13 protein-coding genes and 1 tRNA gene are annotated in these 15,211 nt (G+C 26.4%); all 14 read left to right on the top strand.

The window, feature by feature from the left end; all coding sequences use genetic code 11:
- The first annotated feature begins 6 nt into the window (after window positions 1–6).
- The 14 genes from rpoC (at window position 7) to NQK76_RS00715 (ending at window position 15,086) form a co-directional block, all read left to right on the top strand.
- A complete protein-coding gene (gene rpoC, locus NQK76_RS00780) occupies window positions 7–4,146 on the top strand; it encodes a DNA-directed RNA polymerase subunit beta' (RefSeq protein ID WP_255872623.1) in 4,140 nt (1,379 codons plus the stop codon).
- 197 nt (window positions 4,147–4,343) lie between these two features.
- Window positions 4,344–4,748, top strand: a complete 405-nt coding sequence (rpsL, locus tag NQK76_RS00775; protein WP_004994950.1) for a 30S ribosomal protein S12 — start codon at window positions 4,344–4,346, stop codon at window positions 4,746–4,748.
- Window positions 4,749–4,788: 40 nt separating this feature from the next.
- Window positions 4,789–5,259: a 30S ribosomal protein S7 gene (gene rpsG / locus NQK76_RS00770; protein WP_054598454.1), complete on the top strand. Its 471-nt coding sequence runs from the start codon at window positions 4,789–4,791 to the stop codon at window positions 5,257–5,259.
- Window positions 5,260–5,298: 39 nt separating this feature from the next.
- Window positions 5,299–7,365, top strand: a complete 2,067-nt coding sequence (gene fusA / locus NQK76_RS00765; protein WP_004994945.1) for an elongation factor G — start codon at window positions 5,299–5,301, stop codon at window positions 7,363–7,365.
- Window positions 7,366–7,458: 93 nt separating this feature from the next.
- Window positions 7,459–8,661, top strand: coding sequence for an elongation factor Tu (gene tuf / locus NQK76_RS00760; RefSeq protein WP_004994943.1), 1,203 nt, complete (start codon window positions 7,459–7,461; stop codon window positions 8,659–8,661).
- Between the two features lie 513 nt (window positions 8,662–9,174).
- Window positions 9,175–9,726, top strand: a complete 552-nt coding sequence (infC, locus tag NQK76_RS00755) for a translation initiation factor IF-3 (RefSeq protein WP_082396464.1) — start codon at window positions 9,175–9,177, stop codon at window positions 9,724–9,726.
- A 79-nt stretch (window positions 9,727–9,805) separates the two neighbouring features.
- Complete coding sequence (rpmI, locus tag NQK76_RS00750; protein ID WP_036690854.1) at window positions 9,806–9,994, top strand: 50S ribosomal protein L35; 189 nt, start codon at window positions 9,806–9,808, stop codon at window positions 9,992–9,994.
- Window positions 9,995–10,029: 35 nt separating this feature from the next.
- Window positions 10,030–10,740, top strand: coding sequence for a 50S ribosomal protein L20 (rplT, locus tag NQK76_RS00745; RefSeq protein ID WP_004994936.1), 711 nt, complete (start codon window positions 10,030–10,032; stop codon window positions 10,738–10,740).
- 45 nt (window positions 10,741–10,785) lie between these two features.
- Window positions 10,786–11,364: a hypothetical protein gene (locus NQK76_RS00740; RefSeq protein ID WP_004994935.1), complete on the top strand. Its 579-nt coding sequence runs from the start codon at window positions 10,786–10,788 to the stop codon at window positions 11,362–11,364.
- Window positions 11,365–11,412: 48 nt separating this feature from the next.
- The gene (locus NQK76_RS00735) at window positions 11,413–12,474 is read left to right on the top strand and encodes a M42 family metallopeptidase (protein ID WP_004994934.1); all 1,062 of its coding nucleotides are present in this window, start codon (window positions 11,413–11,415) and stop codon (window positions 12,472–12,474) included.
- Window positions 12,475–12,586: 112 nt separating this feature from the next.
- Entirely contained in the window at window positions 12,587–12,721 is a 135-nt protein-coding gene (gene rpmH / locus NQK76_RS00730; protein ID WP_004994933.1) for a 50S ribosomal protein L34, read from the top strand.
- 71 nt (window positions 12,722–12,792) lie between these two features.
- Window positions 12,793–13,140 carry a ribonuclease P protein component gene (rnpA, locus tag NQK76_RS00725; protein WP_004994932.1) on the top strand — a complete coding sequence of 116 codons (348 nt, stop codon included), beginning with the start codon at window positions 12,793–12,795 and terminating at the stop codon, window positions 13,138–13,140.
- A 26-nt stretch (window positions 13,141–13,166) separates the two neighbouring features.
- The gene (locus NQK76_RS00720) at window positions 13,167–14,759 is read left to right on the top strand and encodes a YidC/Oxa1 family membrane protein insertase (protein ID WP_004994931.1); all 1,593 of its coding nucleotides are present in this window, start codon (window positions 13,167–13,169) and stop codon (window positions 14,757–14,759) included.
- A gap of 243 nt (window positions 14,760–15,002) precedes the next feature.
- Window positions 15,003–15,086, top strand: a tRNA-Tyr gene (locus tag NQK76_RS00715).
- Window positions 15,087–15,211 lie beyond the last annotated feature (125 nt).

Here is a 15,211-nt window from a genome sequence, read left to right as displayed (position 1 = left end):
CGAATTATGTTAAATATGAAAATTGAAGATTTTGCTTTAACTAAAAGAACTTTAAAAAATTTAAAATCTATAGGTATTAATAGTTTAGGGGATATTAATAATTATCATTTGAATGAATTAATTACTTCGTTAAATGAGGAATCTTTTGAAGAATTTGTGATTATTTTAAAAAAATATGGTTTACCTGAATCCCTAAATAATTTAAATTTAAATAAAGATATTTTAGATGTTTTGTATCAAAATAATATTTTAAATTGTTATTCTTTATTAACTACTGATAAAGATGCATTGTTTAAGTTGTTTAATCATAATCGCTCTCATTTAAATATTTTGAGAAATGTTTTGGATTTATATAATTTGCAAAAAAATAATATTCACAATCTTAAAAATAAAATAGATAATTCTGTTGTTGATAAAGATGAAATTATTTGGCGAAATGAAAATCAAGAACATGAATCTGCATCTTCATGGGTAATCGATAAAGCTATTTTCCCTAATAATAGTAATCGAGAGTATGATTATTTTAAAATTCGTTTATCTTCTCCTCATGAAATTCGTCAAAAATCTTATGGCGAAGTAGTTAATTATGAAACTATTAATTATCGTACAGCTAAACCAGAAAAGGGAGGATTGTTTTGTCCTATTATTTTTGGCCCTGTTCAAGATTTACAATGCATATGCTCTAAAAAACAAACTTTAAAAAAAGGTCAAACCTGTTCTAAATGCGGAGTAGAAATTACAGAACAACTAGTTCGACGAGAAAGAATGGGTCATATTGATTTAGCTGCTCCTGTAGTACATACATGGTTTTTAAATAGTTTACCGAGTCGTTTAGCTATTTTATTAGGTATGAAAGCTAAAGAATTAGCAGAAATTGTTTATTATGTGTCGTATATAGTTATTAATCCTGGTAATAGTGATTTAAATAAATATAGTATTATATCTGAATTAGAATATGGTCAATATTTAGAACGTTGTGACCATAACTTTGTTGCTTTAACCGGTGCTGAAGCTGTTAAAACTATGTTACAAGAATTAAATATGGAAGAAACTATCAAAACATTGAGATTAGAGTTAAAACAGGCTTCAAAACAAAAACGAGATTTAATTGTTAAAAGATTAGAATTGATGGAATCTTTTTATCAATCTGATAATAAACCAGAATGGATTGTTTTAGAAGCTATTAATGTAATTCCTCCTAGTTTAAGACCTATAGTAGCTTTGGAACAAGGTGTGCGTTTCGCTTCTGCTGACATTAACGATTTATATCGTAGGATTTTAAATCGTAATAATCGTTTAAAAAGACAATTGAAGCAAAATGCTCCTAGATTAATTATTAAAAACGAAAAAAGAATGTTGCAAGAAGCTGTTGACGCTTTATTTGATAATGCTAAATCTAGCAAAAAAAGCACTTCTAATATTGAACGCAATAAGCCTTTAAAGTCTTTATCAGAAATGTTAAGAGGTAAACAAGGACGTTTTCGTCAAAATTTATTAGGAAAAAGGGTAGATTATTCAGGACGTTCTGTTATTATTGTAGGACCTGATTTAAAGTTGCATCAATGCGGTATCCCGCGACAAATGGCTATAGTTTTATTCAAACCATTTGTATTAAATAAATTACAAGAAGCTAAAGGTATTGATAAAAAAAGTGCTAATATTTTATATGAAAAAATGAATGAGCATGTTTGGAAATTATTGGAAGAAGTGGTACAAGAACATCCTGTTTTATTAAATAGAGCGCCTACTTTGCATCGTCAAGGGTTACAAGGTTTTCAAGTGAAATTAATTGATGGTAAAGCTATTAGATTACATCCTTTGGTTACTTTAGCTTTTAATGCGGATTTTGATGGAGATCAAATGGCTGTTTATGTTCCTTTGTCTGTAGAAGCTCAAGCTGAAGCTCGTTTGTTAATGTTGTCTTCTTATAACATCTTGGATCCTAAAAACGGTAGTCCGGTTTTATCCCCTTCTCAAGATATGGTTTTAGGTAATTATTATTTAACTATTGAAGAGACGCGTAAACGTATTTTAAAAGGTTATAATTCTGAGATTAGAAACGAACAACATCAATATAAACATCGTAATGAAGGCAAGGTTTTTAACGATTTACAAGAGGCTGAATTGGCTTTTTATAATAAACAAATAGCTTTACACACGCGTATTTTAGTACGTACTTCTAAAATCTCTTCTTACTTTAATGATGAACAAAAAAATAAATATTTAGTTACTACATTAGGTAAACTTATTTTTAATAGTATTTTACCTAATGATTTCCCTTATTTACAAGAACCTACTATATTTAATTTAGAAACTAAAACACCAGATATTTATTTTATACCTAAAGGTGTTAATTTGCTAGAATATTTAAATAATATTCCTACTCCAGAACCTTTTAAAAAACGTTTTTTATCACTTATAATTGATCGTGTTTTTAAAAGAAGTAATATCTCGGAAACATCTAAAATGTTAGATGATATTAAAAATTTAGGTTTTAAATATTCTACTATGTCTGGAGTGACCATTTCGCATGCAGATATTAATGTTTATTCTAAAAAAGCTGAATTAATATCACAAGTAGAAGATAAAATTACAGAAATTGAAAAGTGGCATGATAAAGGTTTTTTAACAACTGGCGAAAAGAAGAGTTTGATTATTCAGGAATGGAAAAATGTACGTAATGTTATTCAAGAAGGTTTAATGCAAGAATTTAATCAAGATAATCATTTATTTATGATAAGTGATAGTGGTGCTCGTGGTAATGTTTCTAATTTTTCACAGTTATCAGGTATGAGAGGTTTAATGCACAGCCCTACCAATAATCAATTAGAAATTCCTGTTAAATCTTCTTTTAAAGAAGGTTTGAATGTGCATGAATTTTTTATTTCAACACATGGAGCTAGAAAGGTATCTACTGATACAGCTTTAAAAACAGCGGAATCCGGATATTTAACTCGTCGTTTAGTTGATGTCGCTCAAGATGTCATTATTATGTCACAAGATTGCGGTAGTGATAAAGGTGTTTATATAACTTCTTTAGAACAAGATGGAAAAGAGATTATTTCATTGCAACAACGTTTATTTGGTCGTTATATTGCTCAAAGTATTGTAGATTCTTCTGATCAAAAAATTATCGTGAATTGTGGCGAATTGATTACTAGAGAAATAGCAGAAAATATTGTTAAAATGGGTTTTTTATCTGTTAAAATTAGAAGTGTTTTAACTTGTAATTCTGATTATGGTATTTGTGCTAAATGTTATGGGTTAAATTTAGCTACTAATAAAGAAGTTGAGATCGGAGAAGCTGTAGGTATTATTGCTGCTCAGTCTATCGGTGAACCTGGTACTCAATTAACTATGAGAACATTCCATACAGGAGGAGTTTTATCGGTTTCTGATATTACTCAAGGATTGCCACGTATTCAGGAATTATTTGAAGCTCGTAAACCTAAAGGTAAAGCTCTTATTAGTGAATATGATGGCGTAGTTAAAGAAATTAAATCTAGTAATATTTATTCATCCGATATTGTTATAGCATCAGCAATTAATCCTCAACAAGAATATACTTATACCGTAGATTCTAATGTAGATATTTTAGTTCAAGATGGTATGTCTATTAAAGCTGGACAACGTTTAACTTCGGGTTCGATAGATTTAAGGGAATTATTGCGTATTAGTTCTGTAGTAACTACTCAAAAATATATTTTAGAAGAAGTTCAACAAGTATATCAATCTCAAAGTGTTTATATCAGTGATAAACATATTGAAATTATTATTCGTCAAATGTTTAAACAAATTTTAATTATTTCTGAAGGAGATAGTAATTTATTACCAGGATCTGAAGTTTCTATTAAAGAATTCAAAAGGATAAATATGCAATTGATTCAGCAAAATAAAAAATTAGCAGCTGGGCGTCCTATAGTTTTAGGTATTACAAGATCTTCCTTAAAAAGTGATTCTTTACTATCTGCGGCTTCTTTTCAAGAAACTACTAAAATTTTAATTGATGCTACTATTAAAGGCCAAAAAGATTTTTTATTGGGATTAAAAGAGAATGTTATTTTAGGAGGATTGATACCTGCCGGAACTGGAATTTTAAATCATTCTTTATTTGAATATCCATTAATAGAAGACGATAAATCATAAATTGTCTTATAATATATTAATAAATATATTTATTATATTTTTATTTGTTAGATAATTATGATTATTAAGCTTTTATTATAAAAATCTTTTTTGATGAAATTCATTTTATATTGACTTTTGTTGAAAAAAAATATAAAATTTAGGTCGTCTTATATTTCTAATTAAAAAATAATAATGAAAGGTTTTATTATTTAAATATGCCTACTATTTCTCAGTTAATAAGAAAACGAAGAGTAAAAAAGAATACTAAAACCAAATCACCAGCTTTATCTGTTCGTTTTAATGTTTTAAAAAAGAAATTTAAAAATATTAATTCTCCTCAAAAATCTGGAGTTTGTTTGAAAGTATATACTACCACTCCTAAAAAGCCTAATTCCGCTTTAAGAAAGGTAGCTAGAGTTCGTTTATCAAATCGTCACGAAGTAACAGCTTATATTCCTGGTATAGGTCATAATTTACAAGAACATAGTCTTGTATTGATAAGAGGCGGTCGTGTTAAAGATTTACCTGGAGTTCGTTATCAAATTATTCGAGGGGTTCTTGATACTGCTGGAGTAGCTAATCGAAAACAAAGTCGTTCTCGATATGGTGCGAAAAAATAATAATTTATTAAAATTCAAATAAATTAAGGTGTATAAACTTATGTCTCGTAAAAAAAGTTTTAAAAAAAGAACATTGCCTTTAGATCCTATTCATAATTCTGTTTTAGTGACTAGAATTATTAATAAGCTTATGAAAGATGGCAAAAAGGATATTGCTTGCTCTATAGTATATAGTTGTTTATCTCAAATTAAAATATTAACTAAAAAAACACCTATTGATGTTTTAAATGAAGCTTTTAATAATATTATGCCTTTGGTAGAATTACGTACACGTACTATTGGTAGTCAAAAATATCAAGTTCCTTTAGAAGTTTCTGTAGAAAGACGTTATTCTTTAGGTTTGAAATGGTTGATTATGGGAGCACGCAAACGTAATGAAAAGGGTATGAAAGAAAAACTTGTTCAAGAAATTATTGCTGCTGCTTCCGGAACAGGATTAGCAGTTAAAAAACGTGATGAAATTCATCGCATGTCTGAAGCTAATAGGAGTTTTGCTCATTATCGTTGGTAAAATAGTGCATTTAATATTATTCAACTTAAAGGGGGGAACATGGGAATTGAATTAGAATTAGATAAAATACGTAATATCGGTATTATGGCTCATATCGATGCAGGAAAAACTACTACTACCGAAAGGATTTTATTTTATACTGGTAAAATTCGTGTAGCTAAAGAAACCCATGAAGGTTTAGCACAGATGGATTGGATGGATCAAGAAAAAGAACGAGGCATCACAATTACATCAGCAGCTACTACCGTTTTTTGGAATAATTGTAAAATTAATATTATTGATACTCCTGGTCACATTGATTTTTCTTCAGAAGTAAATCGTTCTTTACGTGTTTTGGATGGTGGTGTTGTAGTTATAGATGCCCAAGCTGGAGTAGAACCACAAACAGAAACTGTTTGGCGTCAAGCAACTTATTATAAAGTGCCTCGAATTGTTTTTGTCAATAAAATTGATAAATTAGGCGCTAATTTTGAAAACGCTATTACTAGTTTAGAAAAAAGATTAAATGTTTTAGCATACGCTATCCAATGGCCTATTGGTGTAGAGAATAATTTTCGTGGCTTCGTCGATTTAATAGAAATGCAAGCTTGGGAATATTCTTCTAGTCCTGATCAAGAAAATAGATTAATTCCTATTCCTGAAGAATTAAAGGAAATTGTTAATTCTAAAAGGCAAATATTAATAGACAAATTAGCTTCTTTAGATGATGAATTGTTAAATTATCTTTTAGAAAATAAACCTATTTCTACCGCTTTAATAAAAAAAGCGATTCGTAAAGCAACTTTGGAAGTTAATTTCTTTCCGGTTTTATGTGGTTCAGCTTTGAAGAATAAAGGTATTGTTCCTTTGTTAAATGCTTTAGTGGATTTTTTACCTTCACCTTTAGATTTGCCAACTATTAATGGTTATGATAAAAATGAACAACCTATTATACGTAAAATCGATATCAAAGAATCTTTTATTGCGTTAGCTTTTAAAGTTATGACAGATTCTTTTGGTCGTTTAACTTTTGTACGTATTTATTCGGGTTGTTTAAAAGCTGGTTCTTATGTAAAAAATAATAATAAAAATATTACAGAACGTGCTTCACGTTTATTACTTATGCATGCTAATTCTAGACAAGATATTAAAGAAGCTTATGCTGGTGATATTGTAGCTGTAATTGGTTTAAAAAATACCATTACAGGCGATACATTAACATATGGAAATGATTTTATTGTTTTAGAAAAAATGAGTTTTCCTGAACCAGTATTACAAGTTGCAGTAGAGCCTGTTTTCGCTAAAGAACAGGAAAAAATTAGTTCTGCCTTGTTTGGTTTTACTCAAGAAGATCCTACTTTTAAATTTACTGTAGATCCGGAATCAAAACAAATGATTGCTGCTGGAATGGGTGATTTGCATTTAGATGTTTTAATGGAACGTTTAAAAAGAGAATTTCAAATTCAAGTTAAAGTTTCAGAACCTCAAGTTGCTTATCGAGAAACTTTAGTTAATTCTATAGAGGTTGACGGAGAATGTAAACATCAAACGGGAGGCCGAGGTCAATATGGTTATGTACAAATTTTATTCGAACCTAATCCTGGTAAAGGTTTTGAGTTTGTAAATAATGTTAAATATGGCGCTATTCCTCAAAATTATATTCCCGCTGTATCGAAAGGTTTGCAAGAATCTTTATCTAGTGGTATAATTGCCGGTTATCCTTTGACCGATATTAAAGCTACTTTATTTAGCGGCGCTTTCCATGAAGTTGACTCTTCTGAATTTGCTTTTAAATCTGCTGCAGCTGCAGCCTTACGTAAATTACGTAATAGTAAATTAGTTGTTATTTTAGAGCCTATTATGAAATTAGAGTTAATTACTCCTCACGAATATATTGGTAATGTTATAGGAGATTTAGTTTCTCGTCGAGGTCGTTTAGAAAAACAAGAAAATGAAGGCATGGTTATGAAAATTCAAGCTTTTGTTCCTTTAGCAGAAATGTTTAAGTATTCTAGTAGTTTACGTTCTAATACTCAGGGAAGAGCAAATTTTTCTATGGAATTTTTTAAATATGAAAAGGCTCCTGAACATATTGCTAATAAAATTATTGAATCACGTAATAAATAAAATTAGTTAAATACAATTTTGTTAGATATTTCGGAAATTATAATAATTAAGAATGATTTTTGGTAAAAAATATTTAAATGGAGAAAAAATAAAATGTCAAAAGCAAAAATAAACAATAAAGAAGAATCACAAGCAATTAAACCTCATTTAAATGTAGGAACACTTGGTCATGTAGATCATGGTAAAAGTACTTTAAGTTTAGCTATTAATAATTATTTAGCTGCTAAAAATTTAGCTAAATTTCGCAAAGATATTAAAACTTTAGATAAAACCGTTGAAGAACAAGAACGTGGTATTACTATTAATGCTCATCATTTAGAGTATGAAAGTGATACTCGTAATTATGCTCATATTGATTGTCCTGGTCATAAAGATTATATTAAAAATATGATTACTGGAGCAGCTCAAATGGATGCTGCTATTTTAGTGGTTTCAGCTGCTGATGGTGCTCAACCTCAAACTCGTGAACATATTTTATTAGCTAAGCACGTAGGTGTTCCTAATTTAATAGTTTTTTTAAATAAATGTGATAAAGCTATTCCTGATTTAATACCTTTAGTAGAGCATGAAATACGTGAAATTTTAACTAAAAATGGTTATAATGGTTCAGAAATTCCTATTATTCAAGGTTCTGCTTTAAAAGCTTTAGATGGCGATGAAAATTATTTATCAAAAATTGCAGATTTAGTAGCGGAGTTAGATAAATTACCTCTTCCTTTGCGTGATATTGATAAACCTTTTTTAATGCCTATAGAAGATATATATTCTATTACGGGTCGTGGTACTACCGCTTCTGGTCGAGTAGAGAGAGGAACATTAACTTTAGGTGAAGAGATTGAAATTCTTGGTTTGGATAAAGATACTTCTACTGTTGCAATAGGTTTAGAAATTTTTAAAAAATCTAAAACTCAAATTCAAGCCGGGGATAATGCTGCTATTTTATTACGCGGTATTAAACATAGCGATATTAAAAAAGGTCAGGTAATAGTTAAACCTAATTCTTTAAAAGTATATTCTCAATTTAAAGCAGAAGTTTATATTTTGACTGAAGAAGAAGGTGGTCGTAAAAAATCTTTCCGAACTAATTATAGACCTCAATTTTTCTTTAGAACTGCTAATGTAACAGGTGTTATTACTTTACCAGAAGATGTTGCTGTTGCGATGCCAGGTGATAATGTTACTATTAAAGTGGATTTGATTAAACCTGTAGCATTAGAAGTTGGTACTTCATTTGCTTTCCGTGAAGGTGGCAAAACTATTGGTTCAGGAAAAATTATTGAAATTTTACCGAATTAATTAAAGTTAATCAATTATAAAGAAGACTAGTTTATAGTCTTTTTTTATATTTTAATCGTATTGAATATTTATGATTAAATCAAAATATGTTTATAGATATTTAAACAATATATTGATGTTGATATGTTAAAAATTTTAAGGTAAAATTAATTAATTGCAATACAATAAATGATAAAATTTAATATTATTTAATTGAGGATTAATAATAATTTTATTTATTATATGAAATTTTGTTTGTAATTTTAAGTTAATTAACTGTAATAAAATCAAAATAACTGTTTTTTAATACGAAAAAATTAGTTATCTTTTAAAAAATATTAATATTCTGGGGTTTAGAAACTTTTTTGTTTATTTATCTTCATAGAAAGTTAATTTCTAATATTAAAAAAGCTCAATATAATTAAAGTGATTTAATCTATTCTGATTTTATTAATATATAATAATGAAGGCTATTTTAAATAATTTCGGTTTTTACTAAAATTATAAATATAGTTTTAAAAAGGAGTTAAGCATATTATTAAACATAAAAAAAATAAAAAAGAAAATTTAAAGATTAGTTTTTTATACAATGAAAAAGTTCCTGCAGGAGAATATTTAGTTATTGATAGCCAAGGAAAACAATTAGGGCTTTTTCAAAAGGAACAAATCTTTGATTTAGCTAAACCTAATAATGAAGATTTTGTTTTAATTAATGCTCATTCTGATCCTAAAGTGGTGCGTTTAGTTGATTATTCTAAATTTTATTATGAACAACAAAAAAAAATTAAACAAAATCGAAAAAAACAGCATAATCAAATGAATATTAAAACTATTTGTGTAAGCCCTCGTATTCAAGATAATGATTTAGATACTAAAATGAAAAAAGCTAAGGATTTTTTAAAAAGCGGACAAAAAGTAAAAATTAATATGTCTTTGCCTGGCAGAATGGCTATAAACCCTAATATTGGTATCGATATTTTTAAGAAAATTATATCTTCATTGAGTTTAGTATCAAAAGTTGATATTCCTCCTAAAATAGAAGGTAATCAAATTAATTGTTTATTAATTCCTTTAAAGTCTAATTAATTTTATTATTAGGCTTTTGGGTTTATTATTTATTTGGTTTTTTATTTTAAAAAAAATTAGAAAGAAATAATGGTAATTGATTTTGAAAAAAAAAACACATAAAGGTTTAAAAAAACGTATCAAAATTACTGAAACTGGTAAATGGTTGCGCAAACATGCTTTTAAAAATCATTTAGCCGGTTCTAAAACTACTAAACAAAATAGACAATTGAGAGGATTTACTGTTGTAGATTCTTCGGATTTAAAGCGCATTAAAAATTTAATTTAGCAAATTGATATAAATCTAAGGAAAGAAGAAAAGTCATGGTTAAAGTAAATTTAGTTCCAGCTCGACGTAAACGTCGTAAAAAAATATTAAAATTAGCTAAAGGTTATGTAGGTTCTAAAAGTACTATTTATAAAACTGCTCATGAACAAGTAATGCGTTCATGGCAATATGCTTATGTTGGTCGTAAAAGAAATAAAAGAGATTGGCGTTCTTTATGGATTCGTCGTATTAATGCTGGTTGTTCAGAAAACGGTATTAATTATTCTTCTTTTATATATGGTTTAAAATTAGCTGGCGTTGATGTAAATCGTAAAATTTTAGCTAATTTAATTATTAATAAACCTGAAATTTTTAAATTTTATACCGAATTGGCTCAAAAAAGTTTGTTTGATTTAAATAACAATAAATTAATAGAAGATATTTCTCAATCTAAATTAAATTCAAACGATATTATTAAATCTGATTTAGATTCAGATTCTCTAACTCAACAATCTATTAAAAACGATTTTTCAGATAGTGTTTCTCAAAATTCTGTTTCTATAAATAATTCTGCGATTGATAATGTAAATGATATAGAAAAAAATAATTCAGATATTTTAGAAGATAATTCATTTTCACCAAATTTATCATCTTTACAAAAAATGAATTTATTAAATTTGCGTCAGTTAGCTAAAAAACATAACATTAATAAGGTTTCTAAGTTAAAAAAAGCGGAATTAATTGATTTATTACTAGAAAAATTATAAATAAATATACATTAATTATAGATCGTTTTAAAGAGGTTTGGAAATATGTATGAAATTAAAAAAATAACTTTTAATAAAATTATTTTAAATGCTCTAATAACTATTTTATTTTTGTTCAGTTCTGTAGCATGTTTTGAACCTAAATATTTTTCTATAAAAGGAATTCGAATAAGTGATATTTTATTAGGAATATTATTGTTGTTATTTAATTATTATTTTGTGTTTTTTAATTTTAAAAAAAATTCAGGATTAAAAAAGTTTTTCTTTTTAATAGAAACATTTTTTTTATTAATTATTTCGAGTAGTTTATTTTTATCTTTTTTAATTACTAATCCTTTTATAAAAAAAATGTTAGCTTTAAGTAATATTATTAGCTATATTTTAATGATTCATTGTTTTATTTCTTTGAATTTGTTTGGTTGGAAAAACGATAAAATAGGTATTTGGCGTTTAAATGGTTATTTAGTAACTTTTGGATTGAGCTGCTTTTTATTAGGAAAAAATATTGATTTTTCCCATATTATTTTAAGAATTTTGTCGATTTTTTTTGCTATTTTGTTTTTATTTTATCTATCTATCGTAATTAAACAAATTTCTAATCGTAATAAAATCATTGTTCAATGATAAAAAAATAAAATTTTATTGTAATACAAAGGAGATTTAATCAAAAAAATGTCAAATTTATTAATTAAAATGAAAGAATTAACTATGTTAAATGGTATTTCGGGACAAGAAAAACAGATTACTAATTATGTTAAAAATAGTATTCTTTCTTTTGTAGATAAAATAGAATATGATAATTTAGGTAGTTTAATAGCTTATAAAGGGCAAAATGGTCCAAAAATTATGTTAGCTGGCCATATGGATGAAATCGGTTTAATGGTAACTGAAATCACGGAAAATGGTTTTGTGAAATTTCAAACTATAGGCGGTTGGTTACCTACGGTTATGTTGGCTCAAGTTTGGCAGATTCATACTACCAAAGGTATTGTTTGGGGCGTGACTGGTGCTAAACCTCCTCATTCTTTGAGTATTACTGAACGCAATCAAAATCCAAATCTTAAAAATTTATTTTTAGATATAGGCGTTTCGACTAAAGAAGCGGCTCAAAAATTAGGAATTACCATCGGAAATATGATTACTCCTTATTTAGAGTTCCGTACTTTGGGAAGTGAAGATTTTGTTTTGGCTAAAGCAATAGATAATCGTGTGGGAGTTTTGATTGTCACCGAGGTATTAGAGAAATTAAAAAATAATCCTAATCAATTTATAGGAGCTTTTACAGTTCAAGAAGAAGTTGGTTTGCGAGGAGCTATTACTAGCGCAAATAAAGTAAAACCTGAAATTGCTATAGCAGTGGATGTTTGCGTTGCTAATGATGTTCCAGGTAATTCCGACACATCTATTAGTTATTTAGGAAAAGGACCACAAATATCTTGTTACGATCATGGATTAGTCGCTCATACAGCTTTGCGAGAATTCGTGATAAATGTGGCTCGAGAAAATAACATCCCTTTTCAAGAAGCTGCTCCAGAAGGTGGTACTACAGATGCTGCGGCTATGCATACACGTCATATAGGAGCGGCAGCTTTAGTAATTTCAGTGCCTACTCGTTATATACATTCTCATGCTTCAGTTGTGCATCAGCAAGATATTAAACACACAATTGATTTATTAACTCTATTAATACAAAAATTAGATCAAAATCAAGTTCAAAAAATTTTATTTAGTTAATTTGGATATTAATTTGATTATAAATTTTTAAATAATTAATATTAATATTTTTTAGTGTTTTATTTTAGTTACTATTAAAATTTAAAATATTCAAAGGAAAAGATATTAAAAAATGAAAAGAACTTATCAACCTAGTAAAATTAAGCGAAAAAGAACACATGGTTTTTTAAAAAGAATGTCTAATGCTAGTGGTCGTCGTTTATTATCTAATAGAAGATATAAAGGGCGTCATCAATTAACAGTTTAATAATTATGTTGAATCAAATTAAAATTGTTAATTTTTATAATATTCCAATGAATCAAATTTAAAACTTTATTATGATGAAAAAAAAATTTATTTTAAGCAAAAATAAAGAAATTAATTTAATTTTCAAACATGATAAAAATAGTGTAGCTAATTATTTTTTTAAAATATATTATGTTAATTGCGCGAAAACTTTGAATTTTAAATTTGCTTTAAGTATTAATAAAAGATATGGAAAATCTCATGAGAGAAATTTAATTAAACGCCGTATAAGGGCAATAATTTATAATTATTATTCGGTTTTAAAACCTAATGCTTTTTTTATTATTATTATTAAACCGACAGCGAGACAATTGAACTTTGTAGATTTATCTGAAAAATTATCGGTTTTGTTGAGAAAAGCTCGTCTTATAAGTTCCTGATAAGGATATTTAATTGGATATATTATATGAATGATGATAAATTTATTTTTTTAAAAAGAATTTTAATGATGTTTTTATTTTGTTTTTTTATAACTATGATTCTTAGATTTTTATTTCTTGATGATGAAAATGTTAATATTCAGTCTAATATTAGCGATTTAAAAATTATTATGAAAAATAATAGGGATATTTCTGATAATCAAGTGTTTGATAAATTACAAAAAATAGAAAATTGTGATTTATATGAATATCAAAAATATTTAGATATTGTCGTTTGTGAAATTCAAGATAATAGTTATTTTAAATGGTATTCATTAGATAATCAAAAATGTAATGATTATATAAAAAAACAATTACGAGATAAAATTAATAAAATATGTTCCGGTTTAGAATACTATTTTAGTTTTAACGACACCAATATTACATTAGAAAATAAAATCATTATATTGAAAAAATTTTTTACAGTTGTAATAGGGGTTAATAGAAGTTATTTTTTAAATCGTTTTATACAAGAAAAATGTTTTCAAAGTTTATTTATCAAGAATATTAGCACTAAAACAAATACAATTAATTCAGTTTCATCTAATGATTTATTAAATTTTAAAATTTATAAAAATTTTGATGATAATATAGAAATATCTAATCGAGATTACAATGATATTGTTAGACAGAAATATTCAAATTTAGAGTCTCAACCTAAAAAATTAAATTATTTTATTTTGAGAAATAATAATTCTGATAATCAAAATTTGGGTTTAAAAATTTTTGTGAATGATCAAGAAGATTTGCCTATTCAATGGCCTTCTAAATTAGAGTGGAGTAAATTTTTAGGTTTAGGTTATATTTGGAATTTTTTAATTATTTTTATAGCTTCTTTATTAAATTTTTTTTCTTCTATGGGTTCCCATGGAATAGATGGATTTGTATTAGGAAATTTAGGAATTGGAATTGTATTAACTACTATTTTAATTCGAACTTTGTCATGGCCTATTTATACTAAAACTAACACTTTTGCGTTTAATATGAATTTAGCGCAACCAGAAATTACTAAAATTCAATCAAAATATGCTTCCTCTAAAGATCCTAAAGAAATGCAACGTATGTATTTTGAAATTATGCGAGTTTATAAAAAGTATAATGTTAATATGTTTTCTAGTTTTTTAATGTCTTTTTTTCAAATGTTTTTATTTTTAGCTATGTTTCGTGTTTTACGTCGTTTCCGTATTCCAGGTGGTATTTTTAAAATTTATACTCAAAAACCTTTTTTAGGTGTAATGAATTTGCAACTTGAAAATAATAATGATAATTTATTTTTTTCTATATTTTTAACTTTAATAACAGGTTTGAGTATGTTTATTTTAAATCAATTAATGTTGAAAAATTCTGAAAATATAAAAAATAAAAATGTTTTATTAACTTCTGATGAATCTCAACCGATTAAACCAGAAAATATAATGAAATTTGTTAATTATGCAATGATTTTATTTATGATGTTTTTATCTTTTCGTGATCCTATGTTATCTTTATATTGGATTATAGGTAATTCTTATACTATTTTACAAACATTAATTAATAAAAAAATTATATTAAAAAAAAATGCAAAAATTAAAAAATATTAAAAATATATTGATAATATTTTAATAATTCCTGATTATTTCTTCAAGATAAGTTTTTCATATGATAAAAAATCAGGAATAAAAAATATTTTTTAAATATTAAAAATTAATTTTATTATTGATTTTTAATTTTTTTATAAAAAAAATAAAAATATTTATATTTTTATCCATAAATTATGTTAAAATCAATTAGTAAGTTTTTTCGACAAAAATTATAAATTTTTTCGAATTAGTAATTTTTTAAATGGAGGGATAGCGAAGTGGCTAAACGCAGCAGTCTGTAAAACTGTTCCGAAAGGTACGGCGGTTCGAATCCGTCTCCCTCCACCATATTAAGTAAAATTATAGTAATTTAAGTTGATCACTACTTCTTTGAAAACTGAAGATGATATTTTATTATTTATTATGATGTTTATATCATAAAAATTTTAAATATTACTATAATTTAAATAAGT

It is taken from the genome of Candidatus Phytoplasma australasiaticum subsp. ipomoeae (assembly GCF_024425275.1).
Lineage (GTDB): Bacteria > Bacillota_I > Bacilli_A > Acholeplasmatales > Acholeplasmataceae > Phytoplasma > Phytoplasma australasiaticum.
Note: the sequence above shows the minus strand (reverse complement) of the source record. Positions and strands in the feature narration are given on the sequence as shown.

What these genes read in the sequence shown, in the direction of transcription:
- rnpA (WP_004994932.1), top strand. Translation starts at nt 12,793, where the DNA reads ATGATGAAAAAAAAATTTATTTTAAGCAAAAATAAAGAAATTAATTTA.
- rpsG (WP_054598454.1), top strand. Translation starts at nt 4,789, where the DNA reads ATGTCTCGTAAAAAAAGTTTTAAAAAAAGAACATTGCCTTTAGATCCT.
- tuf (WP_004994943.1), top strand. Translation starts at nt 7,459, where the DNA reads ATGTCAAAAGCAAAAATAAACAATAAAGAAGAATCACAAGCAATTAAA.
- NQK76_RS00735 (WP_004994934.1), top strand. Translation starts at nt 11,413, where the DNA reads ATGTCAAATTTATTAATTAAAATGAAAGAATTAACTATGTTAAATGGT.
- rpsL (WP_004994950.1), top strand. Translation starts at nt 4,344, where the DNA reads ATGCCTACTATTTCTCAGTTAATAAGAAAACGAAGAGTAAAAAAGAAT.
- NQK76_RS00740 (WP_004994935.1), top strand. Translation starts at nt 10,786, where the DNA reads ATGTATGAAATTAAAAAAATAACTTTTAATAAAATTATTTTAAATGCT.
- fusA (WP_004994945.1), top strand. Translation starts at nt 5,299, where the DNA reads ATGGGAATTGAATTAGAATTAGATAAAATACGTAATATCGGTATTATG.
- rpoC (WP_255872623.1), top strand. Translation starts at nt 7, where the DNA reads ATGTTAAATATGAAAATTGAAGATTTTGCTTTAACTAAAAGAACTTTA.
- NQK76_RS00720 (WP_004994931.1), top strand. Translation starts at nt 13,167, where the DNA reads ATGAATGATGATAAATTTATTTTTTTAAAAAGAATTTTAATGATGTTT.
- rplT (WP_004994936.1), top strand. Translation starts at nt 10,030, where the DNA reads ATGGTTAAAGTAAATTTAGTTCCAGCTCGACGTAAACGTCGTAAAAAA.
- rpmH (WP_004994933.1), top strand. Translation starts at nt 12,587, where the DNA reads ATGAAAAGAACTTATCAACCTAGTAAAATTAAGCGAAAAAGAACACAT.